We start from the raw sequence: 20,586 nt of genomic DNA, 5'->3' as shown, positions 1-20,586 counted from the left end.
GATGAAGACCAGCTATCTCGCGCTGGCGATCGGTCTCGCGATCGGCACGAGCACGGTTGCACACGCCCAGGACACGCAGGCCCAGGTTCCTGCCGCGCAACTTGAGCCTCCGCAGCAGCAGGACGCGGGTCAGGAGTCCGTGCTGCGCGTCGATGTCACCAATCAGGCGGCGCAGGACATGGTGTTGGTGATACCGCCGATGCCCACCGCTCAGGCGGTAGCAACGGCGGCAGGGCCGACCGACGAGCTCGGGCGCAAGCTGGCGCAAGTGATCGACGACGATCTTCGGAATACGGGACTGTTCAAGATTTTAGGCCCCAACGCCGCGCCCGTGATCGGGTACGCAGAGGTAAATGCTCCACAATATGCGAAGTGGAGCGGCCTTTCTGCGCAAGCGCTGGTCCAGGGCTATGTCCGCGCCAATGGCAACGGCAGCCTCACGGTGGGGTGCTATCTGTATGACGTAGCGTTGCAGACCGAACTCGTCCGCCAGGGCTTCGTCGTCACGCCCGCCGACTGGCGCCGGGCCGCGCACAAATGCGCCGATGCGATCTACACCCGGCTGACCGGCGAGGGCCCCTATTTCGACAGCCAGGTCGTCTATGTCGCCGAACAGGGACCCAAGGGTAAGCGCCGCAAGCAGCTGGCCATCATGGACCAGGACGGGGCCAACCACCGCTTCCTCACCAATGGCCAGAATATCGTGCTCACGCCCCGGATGAGCCCCAAGCAGAACGCCATCGTCTATATGAGCTATCAGGACCGCCGCCCGTCGATCTATGTCTATGACATGGCGGCGCGCAGCAACAAGCTGCTGGTATCGAACGTCAATCTGAACTTCGCCCCGCGCTTTTCGCCCGATGGCCGCTTCGTGCTGTTTTCGATGGCGGTCGGCGGCAACACCGACATCTATCGCGTCGTCTCCAGCGGCGGCGAGCCGCAGCGGCTGACCAATGCGCCGGGCATCGACACCGGCGGCAGCTATTCGCCCGACGGCTCCAAAATCGTGTTCGAAAGCGATCGCGGCGGCACCCAGCAGCTCTATGTGATGAACGCCGATGGCAGCAACCAGCGGCGGATCAGCTTTGGCGGCGGGCGCTATGCGACGCCGGTGTGGAGCCCGCGCGGCGACCTGATCGCGTTCACGCGGATCGGCGGCGGCTTCCGCATCGGTGTCATGTCCCCGTCGGGCAACGGCGAGCGGTTGCTGACCAACAGCTGGGGCGACGAAGGGCCGACCTGGTCGCCCAATGGCCGCGTGCTGATGTTCTTCCGCTCGGCGCAAGGGTCGGGCCGGCCCGATCTGTGGGCGGTGGACCTGACCGGCGCGACGTCGCGCAAGATCCCGACCCCGCTGGATGGTTCCGATCCGCACTGGGGCCCGATCCGGCCCTGATCGGGGCTGAAACCATTTCGGTACGTATGCGTAATGCTCGCGACAGGGCGGGCGATGATTTTTTGAGGAGACACATGATGGCCAAGATCACGACCAGCCTGGTTCTCGCGGTAGCGCTCGTGGCGACTGCGGGTTGCGCGAAGAAGCGCCCGCCCGAACTGCCGCCCGCACCCCCGGTCGATAATGTCGCACCCGTCACTGGTGGCGACAACGACCAGTATGGCTCGACGCCGCTGAACGAGCAGTTCAAGCGCGAAGTGACCAGCGACACCGTGCATTTCGGCCTCGACCAGTACGACATCGATCCCGAAGCGCGCGCGATCCTCGACAGTCAGGCGACCTGGCTGGCGGCGCATCCGAATGCGCGCATCACGATCGAGGGGCATTGCGACGAGCGCGGCACCCGCGAGTACAACCTCGGCCTGGGCGATCGTCGCGCCAATGCCGCGAAGAACTATCTGGCCGCACGCGGCGTCTCGGCCTCGCGGATCACGACGATCAGCTATGGCAAGGAACGCCCGATCGCGCTGGGCTCCGACGAGGCCGCCTGGGCGCAGAACCGCCGCGCGGTGACGATCGTCATCAGCTGATCCTTTCCGGCTGCGGCCGGATCGATCGCAACCACGAAAGGCCGTCGGGGCGACCCGGCGGCCTTTTTCCGATTCCGCTTGCGACTCGGCCCGGTTCGATATAAAAATGATATCATAATTTAACGGGGAGATTGCGATGACGGACGTTCGGACCATGGCGCCGGCACTACGCCAGACCAGCGAGCGGAGTGCCGTGACGGCGAACGGCTATGCGCTGTTGCTGCTGGTGCTCGCCGCGCTGGTGGCGGTTGGCGTGGGCGTCAGCCAGATCGATCGCCTGCCGGACCTGCTGGTGGTGGGGTGGATCATGGTGGCGACCTGCGTCGCCGTGTTCGTGTCGGCGGGCTTCTATCTGCTCCAGCCCAACCAGGCCGCCGTCATCACGCTGTTCGGCGACTATCGCGGCACCGATCGCAACGCCGGGCTGCGCTGGTCCTGGCCGTGGCTCATCAAGAAGAAGGTGTCGGTCCGCGCCAACAACATGATTTCGGAGCGGATCAAGGTCAACGACCTGCGCGGCAACCCGATCGAGATGGCGGCGCAGGTCGTGTGGCGTGTCACCGACACCGCCCAGGCGCTGTTCGACGTCGACGATTACAAGGCGTTCGTGAACGTCCAGATCGAGGCGGCGGTGCGCACCATCGGCTCGCGCTATCCCTATGACGATTTCGAGCATCAGGAAGTGACGCTGCGCGGCAACCACGAACAGGTGGGCAGCGAATTGCGCGCCGAACTGATCGCGCGGCTGGTGGTGGCGGGGATCACCGTCGACGAATGCGGCTTCACGCATCTGGCCTATGCGCAGGAGATTGCCGGCGCGATGCTGCGGCGGCAACAGGCCCAGGCGGTGGTCGCCGCGCGCACCACGCTGGTCGAAGGGGCGGTCGGCATGGTCGAGATGGCGCTGGCGCAATTGTCCGCCAAGAATGTCGTCGAACTCGACGACGAACGCCGCGCCGCCATGGTGTCCAACCTGATGGTCGTGCTGTGCGGCGAGCGCGATACCCAGCCGATCGTCAACGCCGGATCGCTGTACCAATAAGGCCCGGTTTGTGAGCGTACCCCCCAAAAAGGCGTTTCCGCTGCGCCTCGATCCCGCGCTGCACGCGGCGATCGAACGCAGCGCCGCCACCGACCTGCGCAGCGTCAACGCGCAGGTGGAATGCCTGCTGCGCGAGGCCTTGGCGCGGCGCGGGGTGAAACTGGACGACCCGGTGCGGGCAAAGCGCGGCCGCCCGCCCCGCCCCACGGAGGGCGAATCCTGACCGTCCGCGTGCCCATCCATTTTCTGTAGAAGAAGGAGACCGTCATGTTCATTGCACTCTTCGCACCGCGCAAGCATCTCCCGTTCCTGATCGCGGCCTCGCTCGCCGCCCTCGCCGTCGGCCTTGCCGCGATGGTGCTGGCATGACGCGCCCCGGCACCTGGTTCCGCCCCAGACGCTTCGGGCTGGGGGCGACCCCGGCGACGTGGCAGGGCTGGCTGGCGGTCGCGCTGTTCGTCGGCGTATCGGCGCTGCTGGGGAACGTCGCGAGCCACGGCCGACCGGGCTTCGTGATCCTGTTCGTGCCGCTGATCGCGGGCTTCCTCTGGCTCTGCTGGGCAAAGACCGACGGCGAATGGCGCTGGCGCTGGGGAGGGGACGCGTGAGCGTCAGCCCAGCGACTCGTTGAGCAGCCGGGCCAGCCGCAGCCCGCCCTTCATCAGCTCTGCGCGTGCAGGGGCGACGAGCTTCTCGATCGTCGCCTCGCTGAGCGTCACCTTTGCCGGGACCGGACCGCACGGATCGCCCAGCGCGCTCGCGTAGACGAAGTCGTGCGCCGCCTGCCAGCTGTCGCGGCTCCAGTCCTCCACGCTGCCGCCGACCACGGCCTCGCGCTCGGCGGCGCTATAGGCGCGCACCAGCGAGGGCGGGGTCGAGATCGCGCGTTCGGCCAGCAGCCCGTCCCAGATGCTGTGCAGGTTCAGCCGGTCGGTCGAATAAATGCCGTAGGCCGCCTTCACGCGATTGCCGCCCAGGTCGCCCCGGTCGCCGGCATGGAGCGGCTGGTGCAGGTCGCCGACGAAATGGATGAGGAACACCAGCGCCATCACCCGCTCGCGCACCGGCACCTTGCGGTCCTTCAGCAGCTTCACGTCGCGCTCGATCTGCGCCGACACGCAATTGCCGTCGGGGCAAGCGGGCTTCAGGTCGAACGGCTTGCACACATTCACGTTCTGATAGTGCCAGTTATAGGCATAGCTGAAGCGCGGCCCCAGCGTCTTGACACAGTCGGCCCATACGCTCGCCTGCTCGATCGTCCGCGCGGGGCAGGTCGGGGTCTCCAGCAGCGCCGATTGCGCCAGCAGCCGGTCGATCTCGCGCCGCACATCGGGGGTGACGTTGCGATAGGCGATCGCCGCCACGGTCTCATGCCCATATTCCCAATAGGCGTGGGCGGGGCTGGCAAGGCCGACCAGCGCGGCGAGCAGGATCAGGATACGCTTCACAATTCGTCCCCATGGATCGCGACCACGCGGTCGCCGGTGGCGGATGCCCGGCCACGATACATGCCGGGGGTGGTAAAGCTCCAGGCAATATCGCCGCCCGGGCCGGTAACGATCACGCCGCCCACGCCGCCCAGCGCGCGCGTCTCCGCCATCACCGTGTCGGCGGCGTCCTGCAGGCTCTCGCCCAGGAAGCGCACGCGCGCGCAGATCTCGTGCGCCACGCCCTCGCGGATGAAGAACTCGCCCGCGCCGGTCGCCGATACGGCACAGGCGCGATCGTCGGCATAGGTGCCCGCGCCGATCAGCGGGGTATCGCCGATCCGGCCCCAGCGCTTGCCCGTCAGCCCGCCGGTCGAGGTCGCGGCGGCGACATGGCCGTGGCTGTCCAGCGCGACGGCGCCGACGGTGCCGTATTTCATGTCCACGTCGAACCAGCCAAGCCCGGCATTGGCCTTCATCTTGTCGAGCTGGCCGCGCCGCTCCTCGGTGGCGAACCAGCTGTTGTCGACCTGTTCCAGCCCCTGTTCGCGCGCGAACTGGTCCGCCCCGGCACCGGCCAGCAGCACATGCGGGCTGTGCGCCATCACCGCGCGGGCAGCGGCGACGGGGTGGCGCGTGGTGCTGACGGCGGCAACCGCGCCGGCGTCGCGATTGCTGCCGTCCATGATCGCCGCGTCGAGTTCGTTGGTCGCGTCCCAGGTGAACACCGCGCCGCGCCCGGCATTGAAATGCGAGTCGTCCTCCAGCGCCTCTACCGCCGCCTGCACCGCGTCGAGCGCGCTGCCGCCCGCCGCCAGCACCGCCTGCCCGGCGTCGAGCGCGGCGTCCAGCCCGGCGCGGAACCCGGCTTCCTGCTCGGGCGGCATCGCGCCGCGCTGCATGCTGCCGGCGCCGCCATGGATCGCCAGCGTCCATGCCGGGGCGGTGGGGGTGGGACTCGGCATCGAGAGCGGCCTTTCGAACAGGATCGGGGCGCATCGGCCCGTAGTAAGAGATCGGCGCGCCTTTAGCAGATCGCAGGCGCGCCGCCAGCCACCGGAGCCCCCTGCCGGGCACGCGGCCCCAGCCCGATCAGCGGGCGCAGCCAGCCGATTCGTCGCCCGACCAGATAGGTCACAGCGCACACTGCGCCGGTTCCGCCCAGCAACAGCGCGAACTCGGCCAGCGGCGGCAGCCCCAGCGGCAGCGAAAACCACGCGATCAGCACGATCGCCGGGTGGTGGACGATGTAGAAGGGGAACACCGCCTCCGCCAGCGGCCGGCGCCAGCGATGGTCGTGGTTCCAGAAAGTCTCGGCGACGTGGAACAGCACCAGCACCATCGCCCATGCCATCGCCACGCGGCACGCGCGGTCCAGCGCCATCACGGCGTGCGGGGGGATGCGCGTGCCCGGATAGGCCAGCTCGATCGCCACCACCACGGCGCCGGTCAGCGCGGCGATGCCCAGCGCCGGGCGCCATGCCCGGTGGATCGCGGACCACAGCCCCGGTGCCCCGGCCAGCGCAAAGCCGAACAGGAACATCGGCACATATTCGGCATGCCCGCCCCAATCGCGCAACAGCCCCTGCCGCTCGGGCGCGACGAACAACAGCGCGAGGCGCAGCGCCGCCAGCCCCAGGATCGGGAACCAGAGCAGCCGCCACCCCTGCGACAGCCATGCCGCCGCGCGCGCCAGCCCCGCCAGCAACTGCGGCTCGCGCCACGCCGCCGCTGCCGCCAGCAACAGGCTGTACGCGGCGAGATAGGCGACGAACCACAAATGCTCCCAGCTTGGGAACTCGCGGCCATAGAAATCGCCCCAGCGCCAGTAATCGCGCGCCCAGAAGTGGAGATAGCCGTGCGGATAGCCCGTCTCCATCACTCGCACCCACATCTCCAGCGGCACCAGCACCGTCATCCCGAACGCCAGCGGCACCAGCAGCCGCGTCGCCCGCGAGGCGGCAAAGGCGCCCGCGCTTCCCGATCGCCGGAACAGCATCCGCGACGCATAACCCGATACCGCGAACAGCAGCGGCAGCCGCCACGGCGTCAGCAGCGCCATCGGCGGAATCAGCGCGGCATAGCGGTGCGGCGTGTGGATCACCCAGTCCCATGGCGCGAAGACCATCGCGATATGGTACAGGATCAGCAGCGCGAACGCGGCGATCCGCAGCCAGTCGAGCCCGAAATGGCGCCGGCCTGTCGCGATGGGGGGCAGAGGCGACGCCTCGGATGGCAAGCGGCGGGGTGCTTTCGGCTGTCGTGTGTCGCATCGCTATGGCACGCCGGGCCTTAGCGATGCGTAAACCGCGTTGGCCCTAGCACCCGGGCGCCGGCGCGCGTATATGCCCCCCATGTCCCTACGACCCTGGCGCGATATCGTCCGGCGGCAGAGCCGTCAGATCATGGTGGGCAACGTGCCCGTGGGCGGTGATGCCCCGGTGACGGTGCAGACGATGACCAACACCGCAACCTCCGACGTGAAGGCGACGATCGACCAGATCCGTCGCTGCGAAGAGGCGGGGGCGGACATCATCCGCGTATCCTGCCCCGACGTCGAGAGCACCGCCGCGCTCAAGCAGATCGTGTGCGCATCGCGTGTGCCGATCGTCGCGGACATCCATTTCCACTATAAACGGGCGCTCGAAGCCGCCGATGCCGGCGCCGCCTGTCTGCGGATCAATCCGGGCAATATCGGCTCGGCCGATCGCGTGAACGAAGTGGTCAACGCCGCCAAGGCCAATGGCTGCGCGATCCGCATCGGCGTGAATGCCGGCAGCCTCGAAAAGGACCTGCTCGAAAAATACGGCGAGCCGTGCCCCGAGGCGCTGGTCGAATCCGCGCTCGACCATATCAAGCTGCTCCAGGACCGCGACTTCCACCAATTCAAGGTCGCGGTGAAGGCGAGCGACGTGTTCCTCGCGGTCGCCGCATACCAGCAGCTCGCCGACGCAGTCGATTGCCCGCTGCACCTGGGCATTACCGAGGCGGGCGGCTTCGTCGGCGGGACGGTCAAGTCCGCGATCGGCATCGGCTCGCTGCTCTGGTTCGGCATCGGCGACACGATCCGCGTCAGCCTCTCGGCCGAGCCCGAAGAGGAAGTGCGCGTCGGGTTCGAGATCCTCAAGTCGCTCGGCATCCGCAATCGGGGCGTGCGCGTCGTCTCCTGCCCCAGCTGCGCGCGGCAGGGCTTCGACGTGATCCGCACCGTCCAGGCGCTGGAGGAACGGCTCCAGCACATCCGCACGCCGCTGTCGCTGTCGGTGCTCGGCTGCGTCGTCAACGGCCCCGGCGAAGCGCGCGAGACCGATATCGGCCTGACCGGCGGGGGCAACGGCAAGCACATGGTGTATCTGTCGGGCCTGACCGACCACACGGTCGAGGATGCCGACATGCTCGACCACATCGTCAAGCTGGTCGAAGCCAAGGCCGCCGAAATCGAAGCGGCCACCGCAGCCCCGGCGCAAGCCGCCGAGTGATCCCCGCCAACGCGGCCGGCGCGCTGGTCGATGCGGGCGTGCTGGCGACGGCGCTGTTCGTGGCGCGGGCAGCAGCGCTGTGGCTCGGCGGCGGGCGCGGCTTTGGTGGCTGGGCGGCACGCTGGCTGCGGCGCGGCGTGGTGGTGGCGCTGCTGGTGCCGGCGCTGCGGCTGGGCACGCTGGCGGCACAGGGCAATGCGCTCCCGCCCTTGCTGGGAAGCGCCGCGCTCCTGCTGGCCCTGGGCCTCCTGCTCGCAATGCTGGACCGGGCGCTCGCCGCGCGGCGCGTTACCAAACTGCATCAATAGCAGCCCCCCGAGCGACACTAGGCCGTCATCCCGGCGTTCAGGGGGGGGCAGCCAGTAATCACAGGGTGGCGCGTCACTGGCGCGTGGCTGTCGCGTTGGCGTCGCGTCGCTGCCCCGGACAACCCTAAACTTCCTCAACATTTTGCCCCGACAGCGCCGCCGCCGCGCGGTGCGACCCGGGTTGCCCTCGCCATTCGCGTGCCATCCCGCTACCGCCACGGCATGCGCCGCTCGCCCGCCCTTGCCCTTGCCGTCGCTGCCGTCGGGATCGCCAATTATTCGGTGATGGACGCCGTGATGAAGAACCTGTCGATCGCCCACGGAGCGTACAGCGCGGTGTTGTGGCGGTCGTTCGGGGCGATCGTGCTGCTCGGGCCGATCTTCATCGCGCGGCGGATGCGCTGGCCCAGCCGGGCGGCGCTGCGGCTGCATGTTGCGCGGGGCACGCTGGCGGGCACGTCCGTCGTGCTGTTCTTCTGGGGGCTGGCGCGGGTGACGATGGCGCAGGGGATCGCGCTGACCTTTCTCGCGCCGCTGATCGCGATGTTCCTTGCCGCCGCGTTCCTGGGCGAGCGCATCCGCCGCGCGGCGGTCGGCGGATCGGTGGTCGCCAGCCTGGGCGTGCTGGCGATCGCGGCGGGACAGGCACAGGCGAACGCCTCCACCGATGTCGTGCTGGGTTCGATCGCGGTGTTCGCCGCATCGATCCTCTATGCCGGCAGCCTGATCCTGTTGCGGCAACAGGCGCAGATCGCCGACCCGATCGAAGTCGCGCTGTTCACCAGCGTCGTGCTCGCGCTGCTGCTGCTCCCCGCCGCGCCCTGGCTGTCGGCGCTGCCCGATCTTGCGCTGTTGCCGTGGATTTTCGGGGCGGCGGCAGTGGGATCGGTGTCCGCCGTGCTGCTCGCCTGGGCCTATGCCCATGCCGAGGCGCAGGTGCTGGCGCCGGTGGAATATACCGCCTTCGTCTGGGCGGCGCTGCTCGGCTATTTCGTGTTCGACGAGCGTGTTTCGGCATGGACGGTCGGCGGCGCGCTGCTCATCATCCTGGGGTGCCTGGTCGCGATCCGTGGCCGCGTGGCGCCCGCCCCGCAGACAGAGGCTGCCGCATGACCACACTCCGTTTCGCCCGTCCCGACGATGTCGAGCAGATCCTGGCGTTCGTCCGCGAACTCGCCGCGTTCGAGCGCGAGCCCGATGCCGTGGTCGCCACCGCGCCGATGCTCCACGCAGCGCTGTTCGGCGAGGGGGCAGTGGCCGAGGCAGTGATCGCCGAGGTCGATGGCGCCGCCGCCGGCTTCGCGCTGTTCTTCCGCAACTTCTCGACCTGGACCGGGCTGCCCGGCCTGTATCTCGAGGATCTGTACGTGACCCCCGAAGCGCGCGGACGCGGCGTGGGCAAGGCGCTGTTGCAGCATCTGGCGGGGATCGCGGTCGATCGCGGATATGGCCGGTTTGAGTGGTCGGTGCTTGACTGGAACACGCCCGCGATCGAATTTTACCGGGCGATGGGGGCGACGGCGATGGAGGAATGGACGGTGCAGCGTGTCAGCGGCGACGCGCTCGTCCGGCTGGCGGGGCGCTGAGATGGCCTGGGCGCTGCTGATCCTGGGCGGATTTTTCGAAGTGGGGTTCACCACCTGCCTGCGCTTCGTCGACGGCTTTCGCCATCTGGGCTGGACGGCGGGGTTCCTTGTGTCGGTCGGACTCTCGATGGGGCTGCTGGAATATGCGTCGCGCAGCATTCCGATGGGCACCGCCTATGCCGTGTGGGGCGGGATCGGCGCGCTGGGCACGGTGATCGTCGGCATGGTCTGGTTCGGCGAGCCGGTGAGCCCGGTGCGGCTGCTGCTGATCGTGGGACTGGTGGGGTGCATCGCCGGATTGAAGCTGGTGGGCAGCCACTGATGGCCGCCGATCCGGGGCTGGTCGCATGGGTGTGCGAAGCGCTGGAGCCCGTCGGCACCGTGACCAGCCGCGCGATGATGGGGGGTGCCACGCTGTACCTCGACGGCACGGTCTTCGCGATCGTGGCCTTCGACGATCTGTGGTTGAAGGCGGATGCGATCTCGGACGCGGACTGGGATGCGGCGGGATGCGAGCGCTTCCGCTACGATGCGGCCGGCACCACAAAGGTGATGAACTATCGCCGTGCGCCCTCGGCGGTCCATGATGATGCCGATGCGATGCGGCACTGGGCGGCCCTTGCCGCCGCCGCGGGCGCGCGGGCACCCCGGCGCGCGCGCCGTTCCCGGCGGGACAAATAGCGCGCGGGGCGGGATCAGCCGCGCCTGGCTGGCTCCACCCGCCTGCGGTGGCGTGGTACGGGAAATCCCGTCTGTTTCCAGGAAGTAGCGTCCGCATGACCGACAAGCTCCCCGATCTTCGCGCCCTGCTCGCCGCGCCGAATCGCGTGCAGACCGCGTTCCTTACCGATCATCCGCTTGCGGCGTTCGACGGGCGGCATTCGGTCGTCGTGGCGCTGCTGCGCGCGCATCCCTCGCTCAACGCCGCGCCCGAAGAAGGGCAGGGCTACAGCATGATGCTGCGTTTCGCCGACTGGTCCGCCGAATTCTGGTTCCGCGTGCCGATCGCCCGGGACTATCGCGCGATCCGCGTTGTGCCCGACCCGCGCCCCGTCATCACGATCGAGATCGACAGCGATATCGGCACGACGCGTACGAACGTGCAGGAACTGCACCGGCGCCTCTCCGAATTCGAAGTGCGCGGCGAGGCAGAGCGCGAGGCGATCTTCGCCTCGCTGACCGATAGCTATGCGCCGCCGGCCCCGGTTCAGCCCTCCGCTGCGTTCGAGACGGAGTCGCTCGGCACGGTCTCGCCCGTCGACGGCTATGCCGATGTCTGGTTCGCAGATCGGATCCGCATCGCCTTTCTGCCGTCCGATCCCTTGCCCGTCGAACTGACCGACATCGGCCCGGGCGACGCGCAGGCGATCGACGCGGCGATGGCGCGCTTCCTCGCGCTGGGCGAAGACGATCGTGCGGCCGCCGCGCCCGGCGTCCTCGCCAATTGCCACGAGTATCTGAACGCGATCTACCTGTCCGAGGATGACCCCGAACAGGCGATGCTCGCGATAACCGATCCCGACGCGATCTGGCGCCATGTCGTGCCTGAGGGCCTGTCCGTGGTCCGCGACACCAGCGCTGGGGAGCCGTCGCTCTACGTGGCGCTGCAGTGCCGGTGCGACTGGGAAATCGAACATGGCCTGCAGCTGGTGTGGCGCGATGGCGGGACGCTGTCGCGGATCAGCGCCCAGGACGGCCACGTGGTCGATTGACCGGCGTTATCCGCCCCCGCCCAGCACGTTGATCGAAAAGGCGATCACGCCAAGGTTGAATACGAACGCCGCCAGGCAGTGCAGCGTCACCGGGCGCCGCACGCGCACCTGGGTGATCGTCACGTCGCTGGTCTGGAAGGTCATGCCGAGGCAGAAGGCGAAATAGACGAAGTCCCAGTAATCGGGCTCGGGCGTCTTGGGGAATTCCAGCCCGCCCGCATCGCCATCGTCGCCCGCCTGATAAAAGAGATGCGCGTAGTGCAGCGCATAGACCGTGTTGCTGAAGGTCCAGGTCAGCGCCAGCGTGCCGACGATCATCGCCAGCGTGCCGATGTCGGGCGATTTCTTGGCGTCCATCAATTCGCTGGCGATGGCGATCAGGATCACGAACGATACCGCCACCGTCATCATCAGCAGCACGACGCGGTTGGCATCGTTCTGCGAGGCGGACTGGCGCATCCGATCCGATTCGTGGCGCAGCAGCGGCAGGCACGCGAGCAGGAACACCGTCGCGCCCACGTCGAACGCCACCATGATCCCATAGCGCCAGCCGAGCGCGGGGAGCGTGAACCATCCGGCGATCGCGGTGGTGAAGAGGAAGGTCAGGAATCGCGGCGGCGCGACTACATGCCCGATATGCCATTTGCGGCGGGTGGCGCTCATGCGGTCGCTTCCCTGGTGCGTTCGGTGAAACTGTGCAGCGCGGCCAGTGCCAGCAGCGCGATCCAGGCGGCGGCGTGCCCCTTGGTCATCAGCGGGTTCAGCGGATCGCGCACCAGCCACACCAGCGACACGAGGCCACCCGCGAGCATCGCGCCCGCCGCCGCCTTGGCCAGCGGCCCCTGGCGCCACGCCAGCGCGGCAATCAGGATCACGCCCAGGCTGAGCAGCGCGAACTTCGCCCGGACGATCCAGAACAAGGCGGCTGGCGCGCCGGCATCACCGGGCAGCGACGCGAGAATACGGAACAGCAGCACGCCCTCGCCAAGGTCGAGCGCGGCGGCCAGCGCAACGCACCCGATCGCCGCCCTCGCGAGGCTGCGGCCCGAGTCGCGCAGCGCCCAGGCGCCCAGCGTCAGAAACGCGGCATAGGCGGGGATGAAGGCGAACAGGTCCAGCCACAGCGCGTCGCGCTGCGCGGCGATCAGCTGGCTGGTACAGGGTTCGGCGCCGAACAGCGCGGCGCGTTCGGCGGCGCTACGGGCCAGTTGGAAGGCGAGGGCGGGATCGCTCCCGCCCCAACGCCCGCACGCGGCAAGGCCCGGAATGCGGGCGAATGCCGCCGACAGGATCAGGGTCGCCAGCCCGGCGAGCGTGGTCGCGCGCCAGGCTGGCATCCGGATCAGGCTGCCTTGGCCTTCTTTGCGGCCTCGATCGCTTCCAGAACGATCTTCTTGGCTTCGGCGGCGTCGCCCCACTCGCCGATGCGCACCCACTTCTCGGATTCGAGGTCCTTGTAGTGCTTGAAGAAGTGCTCGATCTGCTGGAGCACGATCGACGGCAGGTCGCCGCGCTCGCCCACATCGGTGTAATAGGGGAAGGTGGTATCGACGGGGACGCACACCAGCTTCTCGTCGCCGCCGGCTTCGTCTTCCAGCTTGAGCACGCCGATCGGCCGCGCGCGCACGACGCAGCCCGGAATGAACGGCGAGCGCGAGATCACCAGCGCGTCCAGCGGATCACCATCGGGCGACAGCGTGTGCGGCACGAAGCCATAGTTCGCCGGATAGCGCATCGGCGTGTGCAGGATACGATCGACGAACAGCGCGCCGCTCGCCTTGTCGAACTCATACTTCACCGGCTCGCCGCCGGTCGGGACTTCGATGATCACGTTCAGGCTGTTCGGCACGTCGTCGCCGACAGGAATCATATCGATGCGCATGGTCTAACCTTGTCGTTGGTCGCTCCGCCGCGTCTCAGCGCGGCTGGAGCAGCTTGTCGAGACCGGCCTCTCCCGTGCCGGTTTTCACGAGGTGCGGATAGCGAAGCCCGCCATGATAGTCGATGGCGACTTCGCGGAAGCGATCGCCCCGCTTGAGCAGCAGGCGAATGGGGTCCTTGGCGCCCTTTGCCGCCTTGACCGCATCGACCAGCCGGTCGTTGGTGAAGCCGCGCCCGTTCACTGCGACGATCTCGTCTGCCAGCGTCAGCCCCGCCTCGAATGCCGGGCTGTTCCACGCGACGCTGGTGATTCCGCTCCCGCCCAGGCCCAGGCCGAGGGAGTAGACCAGGTCGGTGCTGCTCTTGGGCGTCGCCTTGTTCGGCTGGTCGGTATAGACCAGCTTGTAGCCGTTGCGCTCGAACCCGCCCAGCGGCGCGCGCTGCGACACGTCGTTGACGCGCTGGTTGAGCAGGGTGCGCCAGTCATAGGGCTGGATCGTGTTGAGCGTGCGCACGACATCGTCGAACGTATAGGGGACGACGCCGTAATCGCCGTCGCGGCCATGGAAGAAAGCGCGGGCGAAATCGTCGATCGACTTGGTCCCGCCCGATGCCTCGCGTAGGATCGAATCGACTTCCATCCAGACCAGCAGGCCTTCGTTGTAATAATCCTCCGAACGCTGTTCGCTGACCCAGCCCTTGGGCGCGCGCGCAGTGATGATCGGATCGTGGGTGGTGTCGCCCATCGGGCGCCATTCGCGGCCGGGGCGGTTGTCGAGGCTGGCGATGATGTTGGCATAGGCCTCCAGCGTCACGTCCTTGGGCACCAGACCCGAGCGCGCGCCGAACACATAGCCCCAGAACTGCGTCTGCCCCTCATATACCCACAGCAGCCCGTCGCGCATCGGCATGCGGAAATCGGGCGTCCACAGATCGGCGCCGCGGCGATACTTGCCGTCCCAGCTATGGGTATATTCGTGCGGCACGACGTTGCGGCTGTTGGGTGCGTCGTCCCATTTCAGGAAATAGCCGGGGCGCGCGCTGATTTCGGTGCTGCGGTGATGCTCCAGCCCGATCCCGCCCAGCTCGGTGCTGATCGACAGGAGGAAATGATACTGGTCATAGGGCTGGCTGCCCATGACTTGCACGGTCTGGTCGACCAGGCGCTTGTGCGCCTCGATCTGCTCTGGCTTGGCCTCCAGCTCTTCGGGGTTCTCGGCGAACACGTCGAGGGTGACGCGCGGCGAGAGCGGGAAGGCGCGGTAATAGCGGCCCGCCAGGACCGGCGAATCGACCAGCGTGTCGTAATCGGTCTTCTGATAGGTGACCACGCCGCCTTCGGCGCGTGACGGCACCGCCCCGGCTGCCGACCAGCCCTCGGGATATTTCACCCGTGCCTGCACCGGGATTCGGCGCGTGAAATAGCCCGCCGGATACAGGCTCATCGAATTGAACTGGAGGCTGAGCATCGCCGGGGTCATCACGATGCGGCCCTGGTCCGGCTCGGTCGCCGACAGGAACTGAAACTCCAGGTCGAGCTTCTTCGCGCCCGCCGGCACTTCGATGTGGAAGGCGAACACGTCCACCGGATCGCGGGTCCACGGCACGCGCTTGCCATTGGCGCGGATCTGCAGGCCGGCCAGCTTCTCGATCTCGCCGCGCGGACCATGCTTGCCGGGCAGCCATTTTGGGTAGAGCAGGACCATGTGCCCGCTCTTCGCGACGGGAATCGTCTCCTTCACGCGGAAAATGCCGCGCTGCGTATCGGTCGCGTCGATCTCCAGCTGGAGCGTGCCCGGATAGTCGATGTCGCGCGTATCGGGGATCGTGTTGACGATCGGCACCGGCTGCGGCGCCGAGTTCTGGGCCGCGACCGGCACCGTGGTGGCAAGGAGCAGAGCAGCGAACGAAAGCGCACGGACCATGTGTAGGAAAGCCTTGGTCTGAGGGAGGAGCGCACACATAAGCCCCGCAAATGCCGCTGGTAAAGGGGCGATGCCACGCTTCACTGCGCGCTAACCATTCCGCGCTAGACGAGGGGGCATGTATCACGATCCCGCGATGGCGCGCCGCGCGACGGCCGATCCCCGCCCGCCTTCGGCGGTGAGCATGGGCGTCGGGCTGGCCGGGCTGGCGGGAATGGTGGCATGGATCGTCACCGCGCACCTGCTCCACCTGAACGGGCCCTATGCGGCGCTGGTCAATGTCGCCGCCTGCGCGCTGCCGATGGTGGCGTGGTCGCTGCTGGTGGACAAGGTGCACCGCAATCCCACGACCGGCATCGACTGGGCAGTGGTCCGCCCGTGGCGCGAGACGCTGGACATTTCGGTGACCAAGCTGACCGGGCTGTGGCTCACCTGGGGCGGGATTGCCGCGATCTATGCGCTCGGGCGCTTCTGGTGGAACACCCGCTACGCCAATTATCCGTTCGCCATGTGGTGTTTCGAGATGGCGGCGCCGGCGCTGTTCCTGCTTTCCATCCCCTATGTGCTGTGGCTCGACCGGCGATTGGTCGAGCCGCGCGACGGCGCCTGGTCGCTCGGCGCGTGGCTGATGGGCGTGGAGGGCGTGGACCGCGAGGCGATTTACAACCATCTGCGCAGCTGGGCGGTGAAGGCGTTCTTCCTCGCCTTCATGTTGTCGATCGTGCCGCCGGGCTTCGGCGATTTCGTCACCACCGATCCGCGCGCCGCACTGCGCGATCCGGTGGCGCTGGCGGGATATTGCATCACCTTCATGTTCGTCATCGACGTGGCGTTCGCGACGGCGGGCTACATCCTCACGCTGCGCCCGCTCGATTCGCATATCCGCACCGCGACCCCCTATGCGGCGGGATGGACGGCGGCGCTGATCTGTTACCCGCCGTTCCTGCTGATGGGCGATGGCGGCCCGCTCGATTATCATCCGGGCAGCGCCGACTGGACGCACTGGCTGGCGGGGCATGACTGGCTGCTCGCGGGGCTGGGCACGGTGCTGGTCGTGCTGACCGGCATCTATGCCTGGGCGACGATCGCATTCGGGTTGCGCTTTTCCAACCTGACGCATCGCGGCATCCTGACCCACGGCCCCTATGCCTGGAGCCGCCACCCGGCCTATCTGTCGAAGAACCTGTTCTGGTGGCTGTCGACCATGCCCTTCCTGGCGAACACCGGCTGGAGCGACGCGATCCGCAACACCGCCGTGATGGCCTGCGTCAGCGGCGTCTATTACTGGCGCGCGCGGACCGAGGAGCGGCATCTGGGCGCGGACCCCGCCTATCGCGACTATAGCGGCTGGATGGCGCGCAACGGCGCGGTGCCGCGCGCCTTTGCGCGGCTGTTTCGCACGGGCTGACAGCGCGCTCGCATTTCCGCAAGATCGGGACCGCGCGCGCCGGCGATGCCGCTATGGATGTGCGCGGAGGTGCGCATGACCGATTTGCACGACGATCCCTGGGAAGCGCGGATGGAGCGCGCGCTGGCGCTGCTGGCAGAGCGGCTGGATGCGCCGCCCGACCTTCATGCGCTGGCGGCGGCGGCGGGCATCTCTGCCTATCACTTTCACCGGATCTGGCGTGCGCTGACCGGCGAGACAGTGGGGGACAGCATCGCCCGGCTGCGGATCGCGGCGGCGCAGGTTCGGCTGGCGGCGGGAGGCGAGTCAGTGACCGGCGTGGCGATGGAGAGTGGCTATGGCACGCCGCAAAGCTTTGCCCGCGCGTTCCGCCGCGTGACCGGCATGTCGCCCAGCGCTTTCGTCGCCACCGGGGCCGCGCCCGTCAACGTCACCCCGCCGCCCGATGCGGACATCCGCATCGAGCTGCGCGCGCCGGGCGAGCTGGTCGCGCTGCGCCGCGAAGGCGGGGGCTATCGCGAACTCAATGCGCTGTACGGGCAGCTGTGGGACTGGGCAGCGGGCGCGGGCAAGCTCGATGGGCTCCAGGGGATTTACGGCCTGTTGCTCGACGATCCCGAAAGCGTGCCGGAGGCGCGCCAGCGCTATGACGCCGCGCTTGCACTGGCCGATCCTGGTATCCCCGAACCTCCGCTACGCATCGTCTCGCTGCCGGGGGGCGAGCATGCGGTGCTGCGCCATGTCGGCAGCCATGACGCGCTGGAGCCGGTGAACCAGCGGCTGATCGCGTGGCTGGTCGCATCGGGCCGGATGCCGGGCGATTTCCCGCTGATCCACCATGCGCTGGACGATCCCGACGAGACGCCGGAAGCCGAACTGCGCACCGATGTGCTGGTGCTGCTGGCGCCGGAGGAACGGCCATGATGCTCGCGCTTGCCCTGGCGCTGGCCGCCGCGCCCGATCGCTCGCCGCGCGACACGGTGCTGGCGATGTTCGACGCCTTCAACCGGCACGACGCCGTCGCGCTGGCACGGCTCTACGCGCCCGATGCGCGGCTGAGCTCGCCCGATTACTGCACGCCCCGGACCGGCGCGGATGTCGCGCGCAGCTATGGCGCGCTGTTCGCCGCCTTTCCCGACATCCACGATTCGGTCGAGACGATGGTGGTCGAGGGCGATACCGTTGCCGTTCGCTTCACTGCGACCAGCCGCACGGGCGGGCTGTCGCTGCCCGTCCAGGCGATGCTGCGCGTGCGGGACGGGCGGATCGTCAGCGACGATGCGGTGTTCGACGCGGGCGGCAGGCCGTGCGAGCCGTGAGCGCGGCGCCTATCGCGCAGTAGCGCGCGCCAGCACCAGCGCCACCCGTGATCGCCCGTCGGTGCGCAGCGCCAGCGTGCGGCCCTCCGCCGTGTCGATCCGTGCCCCGGTCAGCGTCGCCACCCGGCAATCCGCGGGCACGCGCAGCAACAGGCGGGCCGGCGCGCCGGCAAGGCGCGCCTGCACGTCGGCCGCGCTCCACGTGATGTCCACCGTCGCGCCGCCGCGTGCGCGCAGCCCGGTCACGGCGCCGGTGGTGCAGCCGGGCGGCAGCGCGGGCAGGATCGCGATGGTGCCGTCATGGCTCTGCATCAGCATCTCGGCGATCGCGGCGGTGATGCCGAAATTGCCGTCGATCTGGAACACCGCGTGCCCCGGCGCCGGATGGGTATCGAGCAGGTTGCCGACCAGGCTGTCGCGCACGAACAGGTCGATCGATCGTCCGGCCCGCGCGCCATCGCCCAGCCGTGCCCAGATTGCCGTCGCCCAGGCTCGGCTCCATCCGGTCGCCGCGCCGCCATGCGCCTCGCGCCGGTCCATCGACGCGCGCACCGCATCGGCCCATCGCGGTGTCCGCTCCGGCGTGAATTCGGCCCCCGGATAGAGCGGATAGAGGTGCGAGATGTGGCGATGGCCGGGGTCCTGTTCGTCGAAATCCTGCGACCATTCCTGCAACTGGCCATGCCGCCCCACGCGATAGGGCTCTAGCGCCGCCAGCATGCCCTGCAGCTGCGCGGCAAAGGCCGCGTCGGTGCCCAGCAGCCCCGCCGCCGCGATACAGTTCGCAAACAGTTCGCGGATCAGCGCCAGGTCCATCGTGCACCCCGCGCTGATCGCCGCAGGCTTGCCATCGGGGGCGAGGAACAGGTTTTCGGGCGAGATCGACGGCGCGGTCGTCAGCGTGCCGCGCTTCGGGTCGCGGACCAGCCATGCCGCACAGAACGCCGCCGCCCCGCGCATCAGCGGATAGCCGCGCGTGCGCAGATAGCGCAGGTCGCCACTGAACGCGTAATGTTCCCACAGATGCTGGGCCAGCCACGGTGCGCCCATCGGCCAGTTCGCCCAATTGGGGTCGCCTTCGCCCGCACCGACCGGGTTGGTCATCGCCCAGATGTCTGTGTTGTGGTGCAGGCACCATCCCGGCATCGCGTAATAGTCGCGCGCGGTCCGCGCGCCCGTTTCCGCCAGCCGTTCGATATGGTCGATCAGCGGCAGGTGGCATTCGGCGAGGTTGCACGTCTCGGCGTGCCAGTAGTTCATCTCCAGGTTGATGTTGGTCGTGTAGTTCGAGCTCCAGGGCGGGCGTACGCGATCGTTCCAGATGCCCTGCAACGTCGCCGGCTGGGTGCCCGGCCGCGACGATGCGATCAGCAGGTAGCGACCGAAATTGAAAAGCATCGCCACCAACGCCGGATCGGGCGCGGCTGCATTGGCGGTGCGGCGGCGGTCGGTCGGCACGGCATCGGGCCCGGCGCCGAGCGTCAGCGCGGCGCGGCGATACAGCGCGCGATGATCGCGGACATGCGCGTCGCGATGCGCGGCGAAGCTGCGGCCCTTTGCGTGCTCGAGCGTCGCCTGCGCCTCCGCCTCGATCGCGGAAAGGGGGCGGTCGGGCGTCCGGTCGAACCCGCGGAACCCGGTGGCGGCGGCGATGCGCAGTTCGATGCTGTCCGCCCCGGCGATGCGCAGCCCGTCGGCATCGGGCGTGATGCTGCCGTTGGTATGCACGTCGAGCACGGCGGCGAACCCCATGCCGCGCCCCGGCGCGTCGGCATAGACCACCGGATCGGGTACCTGGCGGTATTCGGGCGCGCACACCGTTGGCGCCTTGCCGGTCAGGGCGATTCGCCGCCCTGCCGCCCGCGCCGATCCCCGCAGCGCCGTGCGCAATCCGATCGTGCACGCCAGCGCGCCGGGGCGATCCGCCGTCAGCCGGACGATCACAAGCTGCGCCGGGTGCGACACGAACATCTCGCGGCGAAAGCGCGTGCCGCCGCTCGCATAGGTGACGCTGGCGATGGCGCTGTCGATGTCGAGCGCGCGGCGATAGTCGTCGACCGCTGCGTCATGGCCCGTGTCCAGCGTCAGGTCGGCCAGCGGCAGGAAACTGTCGCTGAACGGCCCCTGCATTGCGTGCGACAGCCGGTCGGCGGCGTGGTAGTCGCCCGCGAACACGGCGGCGCGCATCTCTGCCAGCAGGGCGGGGGAGAGCGGCGCCGGGGCCGGGCCAGGCTGCCCGGACCACAAGCTATCCTCGTTCAGTGACACGATTTCCCGCGCAACGCCGCCCCGCACCATCGCGCCGAGCCGGCCGTTGCCGATCGGCAGTGCGTCGAGCCATTCGGCGGCGGGCGTGTCGAACCACAGCTGGTCGGGGTTCCCGGCGGTGCCACCGGCCTCGATCCGGGCCGTCCGTGCCAGCAATGCGAGCCCGGCCCCACCCAAAAGCGTGCGGCGACTTACGTTGAAAACCATCCTGCGCTCCGCCCGATCACCCGAGCGCGGCATTTCCA

23 protein-coding genes are annotated in these 20,586 nt (G+C 68.5%); 15 read left to right on the top strand and 8 right to left on the bottom strand.

The window, feature by feature from the left end:
• Position 1: 1 nt before the first annotated feature.
• The 5 genes from tolB (at position 2) to ACG3SL_RS16165 (ending at position 3,636) form a co-directional block, all read left to right on the top strand.
• Positions 2 to 1,396, top strand: coding sequence for a Tol-Pal system beta propeller repeat protein TolB (gene tolB, locus ACG3SL_RS16185; RefSeq protein ID WP_448662198.1), 1,395 nt, complete (start codon positions 2 to 4; stop codon positions 1,394 to 1,396).
• A gap of 77 nt (positions 1,397 to 1,473) precedes the next feature.
• Entirely contained in the window at positions 1,474 to 1,986 is a 513-nt protein-coding gene (gene pal, locus ACG3SL_RS16180) for a peptidoglycan-associated lipoprotein Pal (RefSeq protein WP_448662197.1), read from the top strand.
• Positions 1,987 to 2,122: 136 nt separating this feature from the next.
• The gene (locus ACG3SL_RS16175; RefSeq protein ID WP_448662196.1) at positions 2,123 to 3,028 is read left to right on the top strand and encodes an SPFH domain-containing protein; all 906 of its coding nucleotides are present in this window, start codon (positions 2,123 to 2,125) and stop codon (positions 3,026 to 3,028) included.
• A gap of 10 nt (positions 3,029 to 3,038) precedes the next feature.
• Positions 3,039 to 3,251 carry a toxin-antitoxin system HicB family antitoxin gene (locus tag ACG3SL_RS16170; RefSeq protein WP_448662195.1) on the top strand — a complete coding sequence of 71 codons (213 nt, stop codon included), beginning with the start codon at positions 3,039 to 3,041 and terminating at the stop codon, positions 3,249 to 3,251.
• Positions 3,252 to 3,393: 142 nt separating this feature from the next.
• Positions 3,394 to 3,636, top strand: a complete 243-nt coding sequence (locus ACG3SL_RS16165; RefSeq protein WP_448662194.1) for a hypothetical protein — start codon at positions 3,394 to 3,396, stop codon at positions 3,634 to 3,636.
• A 3-nt stretch (positions 3,637 to 3,639) separates the two neighbouring features.
• Here the strand turns inward: ACG3SL_RS16165 and ACG3SL_RS16160 are convergent, their stop codons facing one another.
• The 3 genes from ACG3SL_RS16160 to ACG3SL_RS16150 form a co-directional block, all read right to left on the bottom strand.
• Positions 3,640 to 4,476 (bottom strand): S1/P1 nuclease, encoded by an 837-nt coding sequence (locus ACG3SL_RS16160; protein ID WP_448662193.1) that lies wholly within the window; start codon positions 4,474 to 4,476, stop codon positions 3,640 to 3,642.
• On the bottom strand, positions 4,473 to 5,420 hold the full coding sequence (locus ACG3SL_RS16155) for an isoaspartyl peptidase/L-asparaginase family protein (RefSeq protein ID WP_448662192.1): 948 nt from the start codon (positions 5,418 to 5,420) through the stop codon (positions 4,473 to 4,475). Before ACG3SL_RS16155 ends, ACG3SL_RS16160 begins: the two co-directional genes overlap by 4 nt.
• Positions 5,421 to 5,482: 62 nt before the next feature.
• Positions 5,483 to 6,694 (bottom strand): acyltransferase family protein, encoded by a 1,212-nt coding sequence (locus tag ACG3SL_RS16150; protein ID WP_448662191.1) that lies wholly within the window; start codon positions 6,692 to 6,694, stop codon positions 5,483 to 5,485.
• Between the two features lie 115 nt (positions 6,695 to 6,809).
• Between ACG3SL_RS16150 and ispG the strand changes: the two genes are divergently transcribed.
• The 7 genes from ispG to ACG3SL_RS16115 all read left to right on the top strand — a co-directional run bounded on the left by ispG (position 6,810) and on the right by ACG3SL_RS16115 (position 11,540).
• On the top strand, positions 6,810 to 7,934 hold the full coding sequence (ispG, locus tag ACG3SL_RS16145; protein ID WP_448662190.1) for a flavodoxin-dependent (E)-4-hydroxy-3-methylbut-2-enyl-diphosphate synthase: 1,125 nt from the start codon (positions 6,810 to 6,812) through the stop codon (positions 7,932 to 7,934).
• Positions 7,931 to 8,242 (top strand): hypothetical protein, encoded by a 312-nt coding sequence (locus tag ACG3SL_RS16140; RefSeq protein ID WP_448662189.1) that lies wholly within the window; start codon positions 7,931 to 7,933, stop codon positions 8,240 to 8,242. Before ispG ends, ACG3SL_RS16140 begins: the two co-directional genes overlap by 4 nt.
• A 222-nt stretch (positions 8,243 to 8,464) precedes the next feature.
• Positions 8,465 to 9,355: a DMT family transporter gene (locus tag ACG3SL_RS16135; RefSeq protein WP_448662188.1), complete on the top strand. Its 891-nt coding sequence runs from the start codon at positions 8,465 to 8,467 to the stop codon at positions 9,353 to 9,355.
• Positions 9,352 to 9,828 carry an N-acetyltransferase family protein gene (locus ACG3SL_RS16130; RefSeq protein WP_448662187.1) on the top strand — a complete coding sequence of 159 codons (477 nt, stop codon included), beginning with the start codon at positions 9,352 to 9,354 and terminating at the stop codon, positions 9,826 to 9,828. Before ACG3SL_RS16135 ends, ACG3SL_RS16130 begins: the two co-directional genes overlap by 4 nt.
• Before the next feature lies 1 nt (position 9,829).
• Entirely contained in the window at positions 9,830 to 10,150 is a 321-nt protein-coding gene (locus tag ACG3SL_RS16125; RefSeq protein WP_448662186.1) for a DMT family transporter, read from the top strand.
• Positions 10,150 to 10,509 (top strand): TfoX/Sxy family protein, encoded by a 360-nt coding sequence (locus ACG3SL_RS16120; protein ID WP_448662185.1) that lies wholly within the window; start codon positions 10,150 to 10,152, stop codon positions 10,507 to 10,509. The genes ACG3SL_RS16125 and ACG3SL_RS16120 overlap by 1 nt, the downstream gene beginning before the upstream one ends.
• Positions 10,510 to 10,604: 95 nt before the next feature.
• Positions 10,605 to 11,540 (top strand): DUF6985 domain-containing protein, encoded by a 936-nt coding sequence (locus ACG3SL_RS16115; RefSeq protein WP_448662184.1) that lies wholly within the window; start codon positions 10,605 to 10,607, stop codon positions 11,538 to 11,540.
• A gap of 6 nt (positions 11,541 to 11,546) precedes the next feature.
• Here the strand turns inward: ACG3SL_RS16115 and ACG3SL_RS16110 are convergent, their stop codons facing one another.
• From ACG3SL_RS16110 to ACG3SL_RS16095, 4 genes are read right to left on the bottom strand one after another with little or no spacing between them, the layout of a single operon-like run.
• On the bottom strand, positions 11,547 to 12,203 hold the full coding sequence (locus ACG3SL_RS16110; RefSeq protein ID WP_448662183.1) for a DUF1345 domain-containing protein: 657 nt from the start codon (positions 12,201 to 12,203) through the stop codon (positions 11,547 to 11,549).
• The gene (locus tag ACG3SL_RS16105; RefSeq protein WP_448662182.1) at positions 12,200 to 12,877 is read right to left on the bottom strand and encodes a hypothetical protein; all 678 of its coding nucleotides are present in this window, start codon (positions 12,875 to 12,877) and stop codon (positions 12,200 to 12,202) included. The genes ACG3SL_RS16110 and ACG3SL_RS16105 overlap by 4 nt, the downstream gene beginning before the upstream one ends.
• A 5-nt stretch (positions 12,878 to 12,882) precedes the next feature.
• Positions 12,883 to 13,422 carry an inorganic diphosphatase gene (gene ppa, locus ACG3SL_RS16100; protein ID WP_448662181.1) on the bottom strand — a complete coding sequence of 180 codons (540 nt, stop codon included), beginning with the start codon at positions 13,420 to 13,422 and terminating at the stop codon, positions 12,883 to 12,885.
• A gap of 34 nt (positions 13,423 to 13,456) precedes the next feature.
• A complete protein-coding gene (locus tag ACG3SL_RS16095; RefSeq protein WP_448662180.1) occupies positions 13,457 to 15,346 on the bottom strand; it encodes a M61 family metallopeptidase in 1,890 nt (629 codons plus the stop codon).
• A gap of 118 nt (positions 15,347 to 15,464) precedes the next feature.
• Here ACG3SL_RS16095 and ACG3SL_RS16090 point away from each other — a divergent pair, with 118 nt between their 5' ends.
• The 3 genes from ACG3SL_RS16090 (at position 15,465) to ACG3SL_RS16080 (ending at position 18,073) form a co-directional block, all read left to right on the top strand.
• Positions 15,465 to 16,754: a methyltransferase family protein gene (locus tag ACG3SL_RS16090; protein WP_448662179.1), complete on the top strand. Its 1,290-nt coding sequence runs from the start codon at positions 15,465 to 15,467 to the stop codon at positions 16,752 to 16,754.
• A gap of 75 nt (positions 16,755 to 16,829) precedes the next feature.
• The gene (locus ACG3SL_RS16085) at positions 16,830 to 17,678 is read left to right on the top strand and encodes an AraC family transcriptional regulator (protein WP_448662178.1); all 849 of its coding nucleotides are present in this window, start codon (positions 16,830 to 16,832) and stop codon (positions 17,676 to 17,678) included.
• A complete protein-coding gene (locus tag ACG3SL_RS16080) occupies positions 17,678 to 18,073 on the top strand; it encodes a nuclear transport factor 2 family protein (RefSeq protein WP_448662177.1) in 396 nt (131 codons plus the stop codon). The genes ACG3SL_RS16085 and ACG3SL_RS16080 overlap by 1 nt, the downstream gene beginning before the upstream one ends.
• Before the next feature lie 9 nt (positions 18,074 to 18,082).
• On the opposite strand, the gene ACG3SL_RS16075 is transcribed toward ACG3SL_RS16080, so the two are convergent.
• Positions 18,083 to 20,548, bottom strand: a complete 2,466-nt coding sequence (locus ACG3SL_RS16075) for a glycoside hydrolase family 95 protein (RefSeq protein WP_448662176.1) — start codon at positions 20,546 to 20,548, stop codon at positions 18,083 to 18,085.
• Positions 20,549 to 20,586: the final 38 nt, after the last annotated feature.

The sequence above is a fragment of the Sphingomonas degradans genome, from assembly GCF_053502645.1.
The sequence above is the reverse complement of the archived record's forward strand: the minus strand, read 5'-3'. Positions and strand labels throughout refer to the sequence as shown.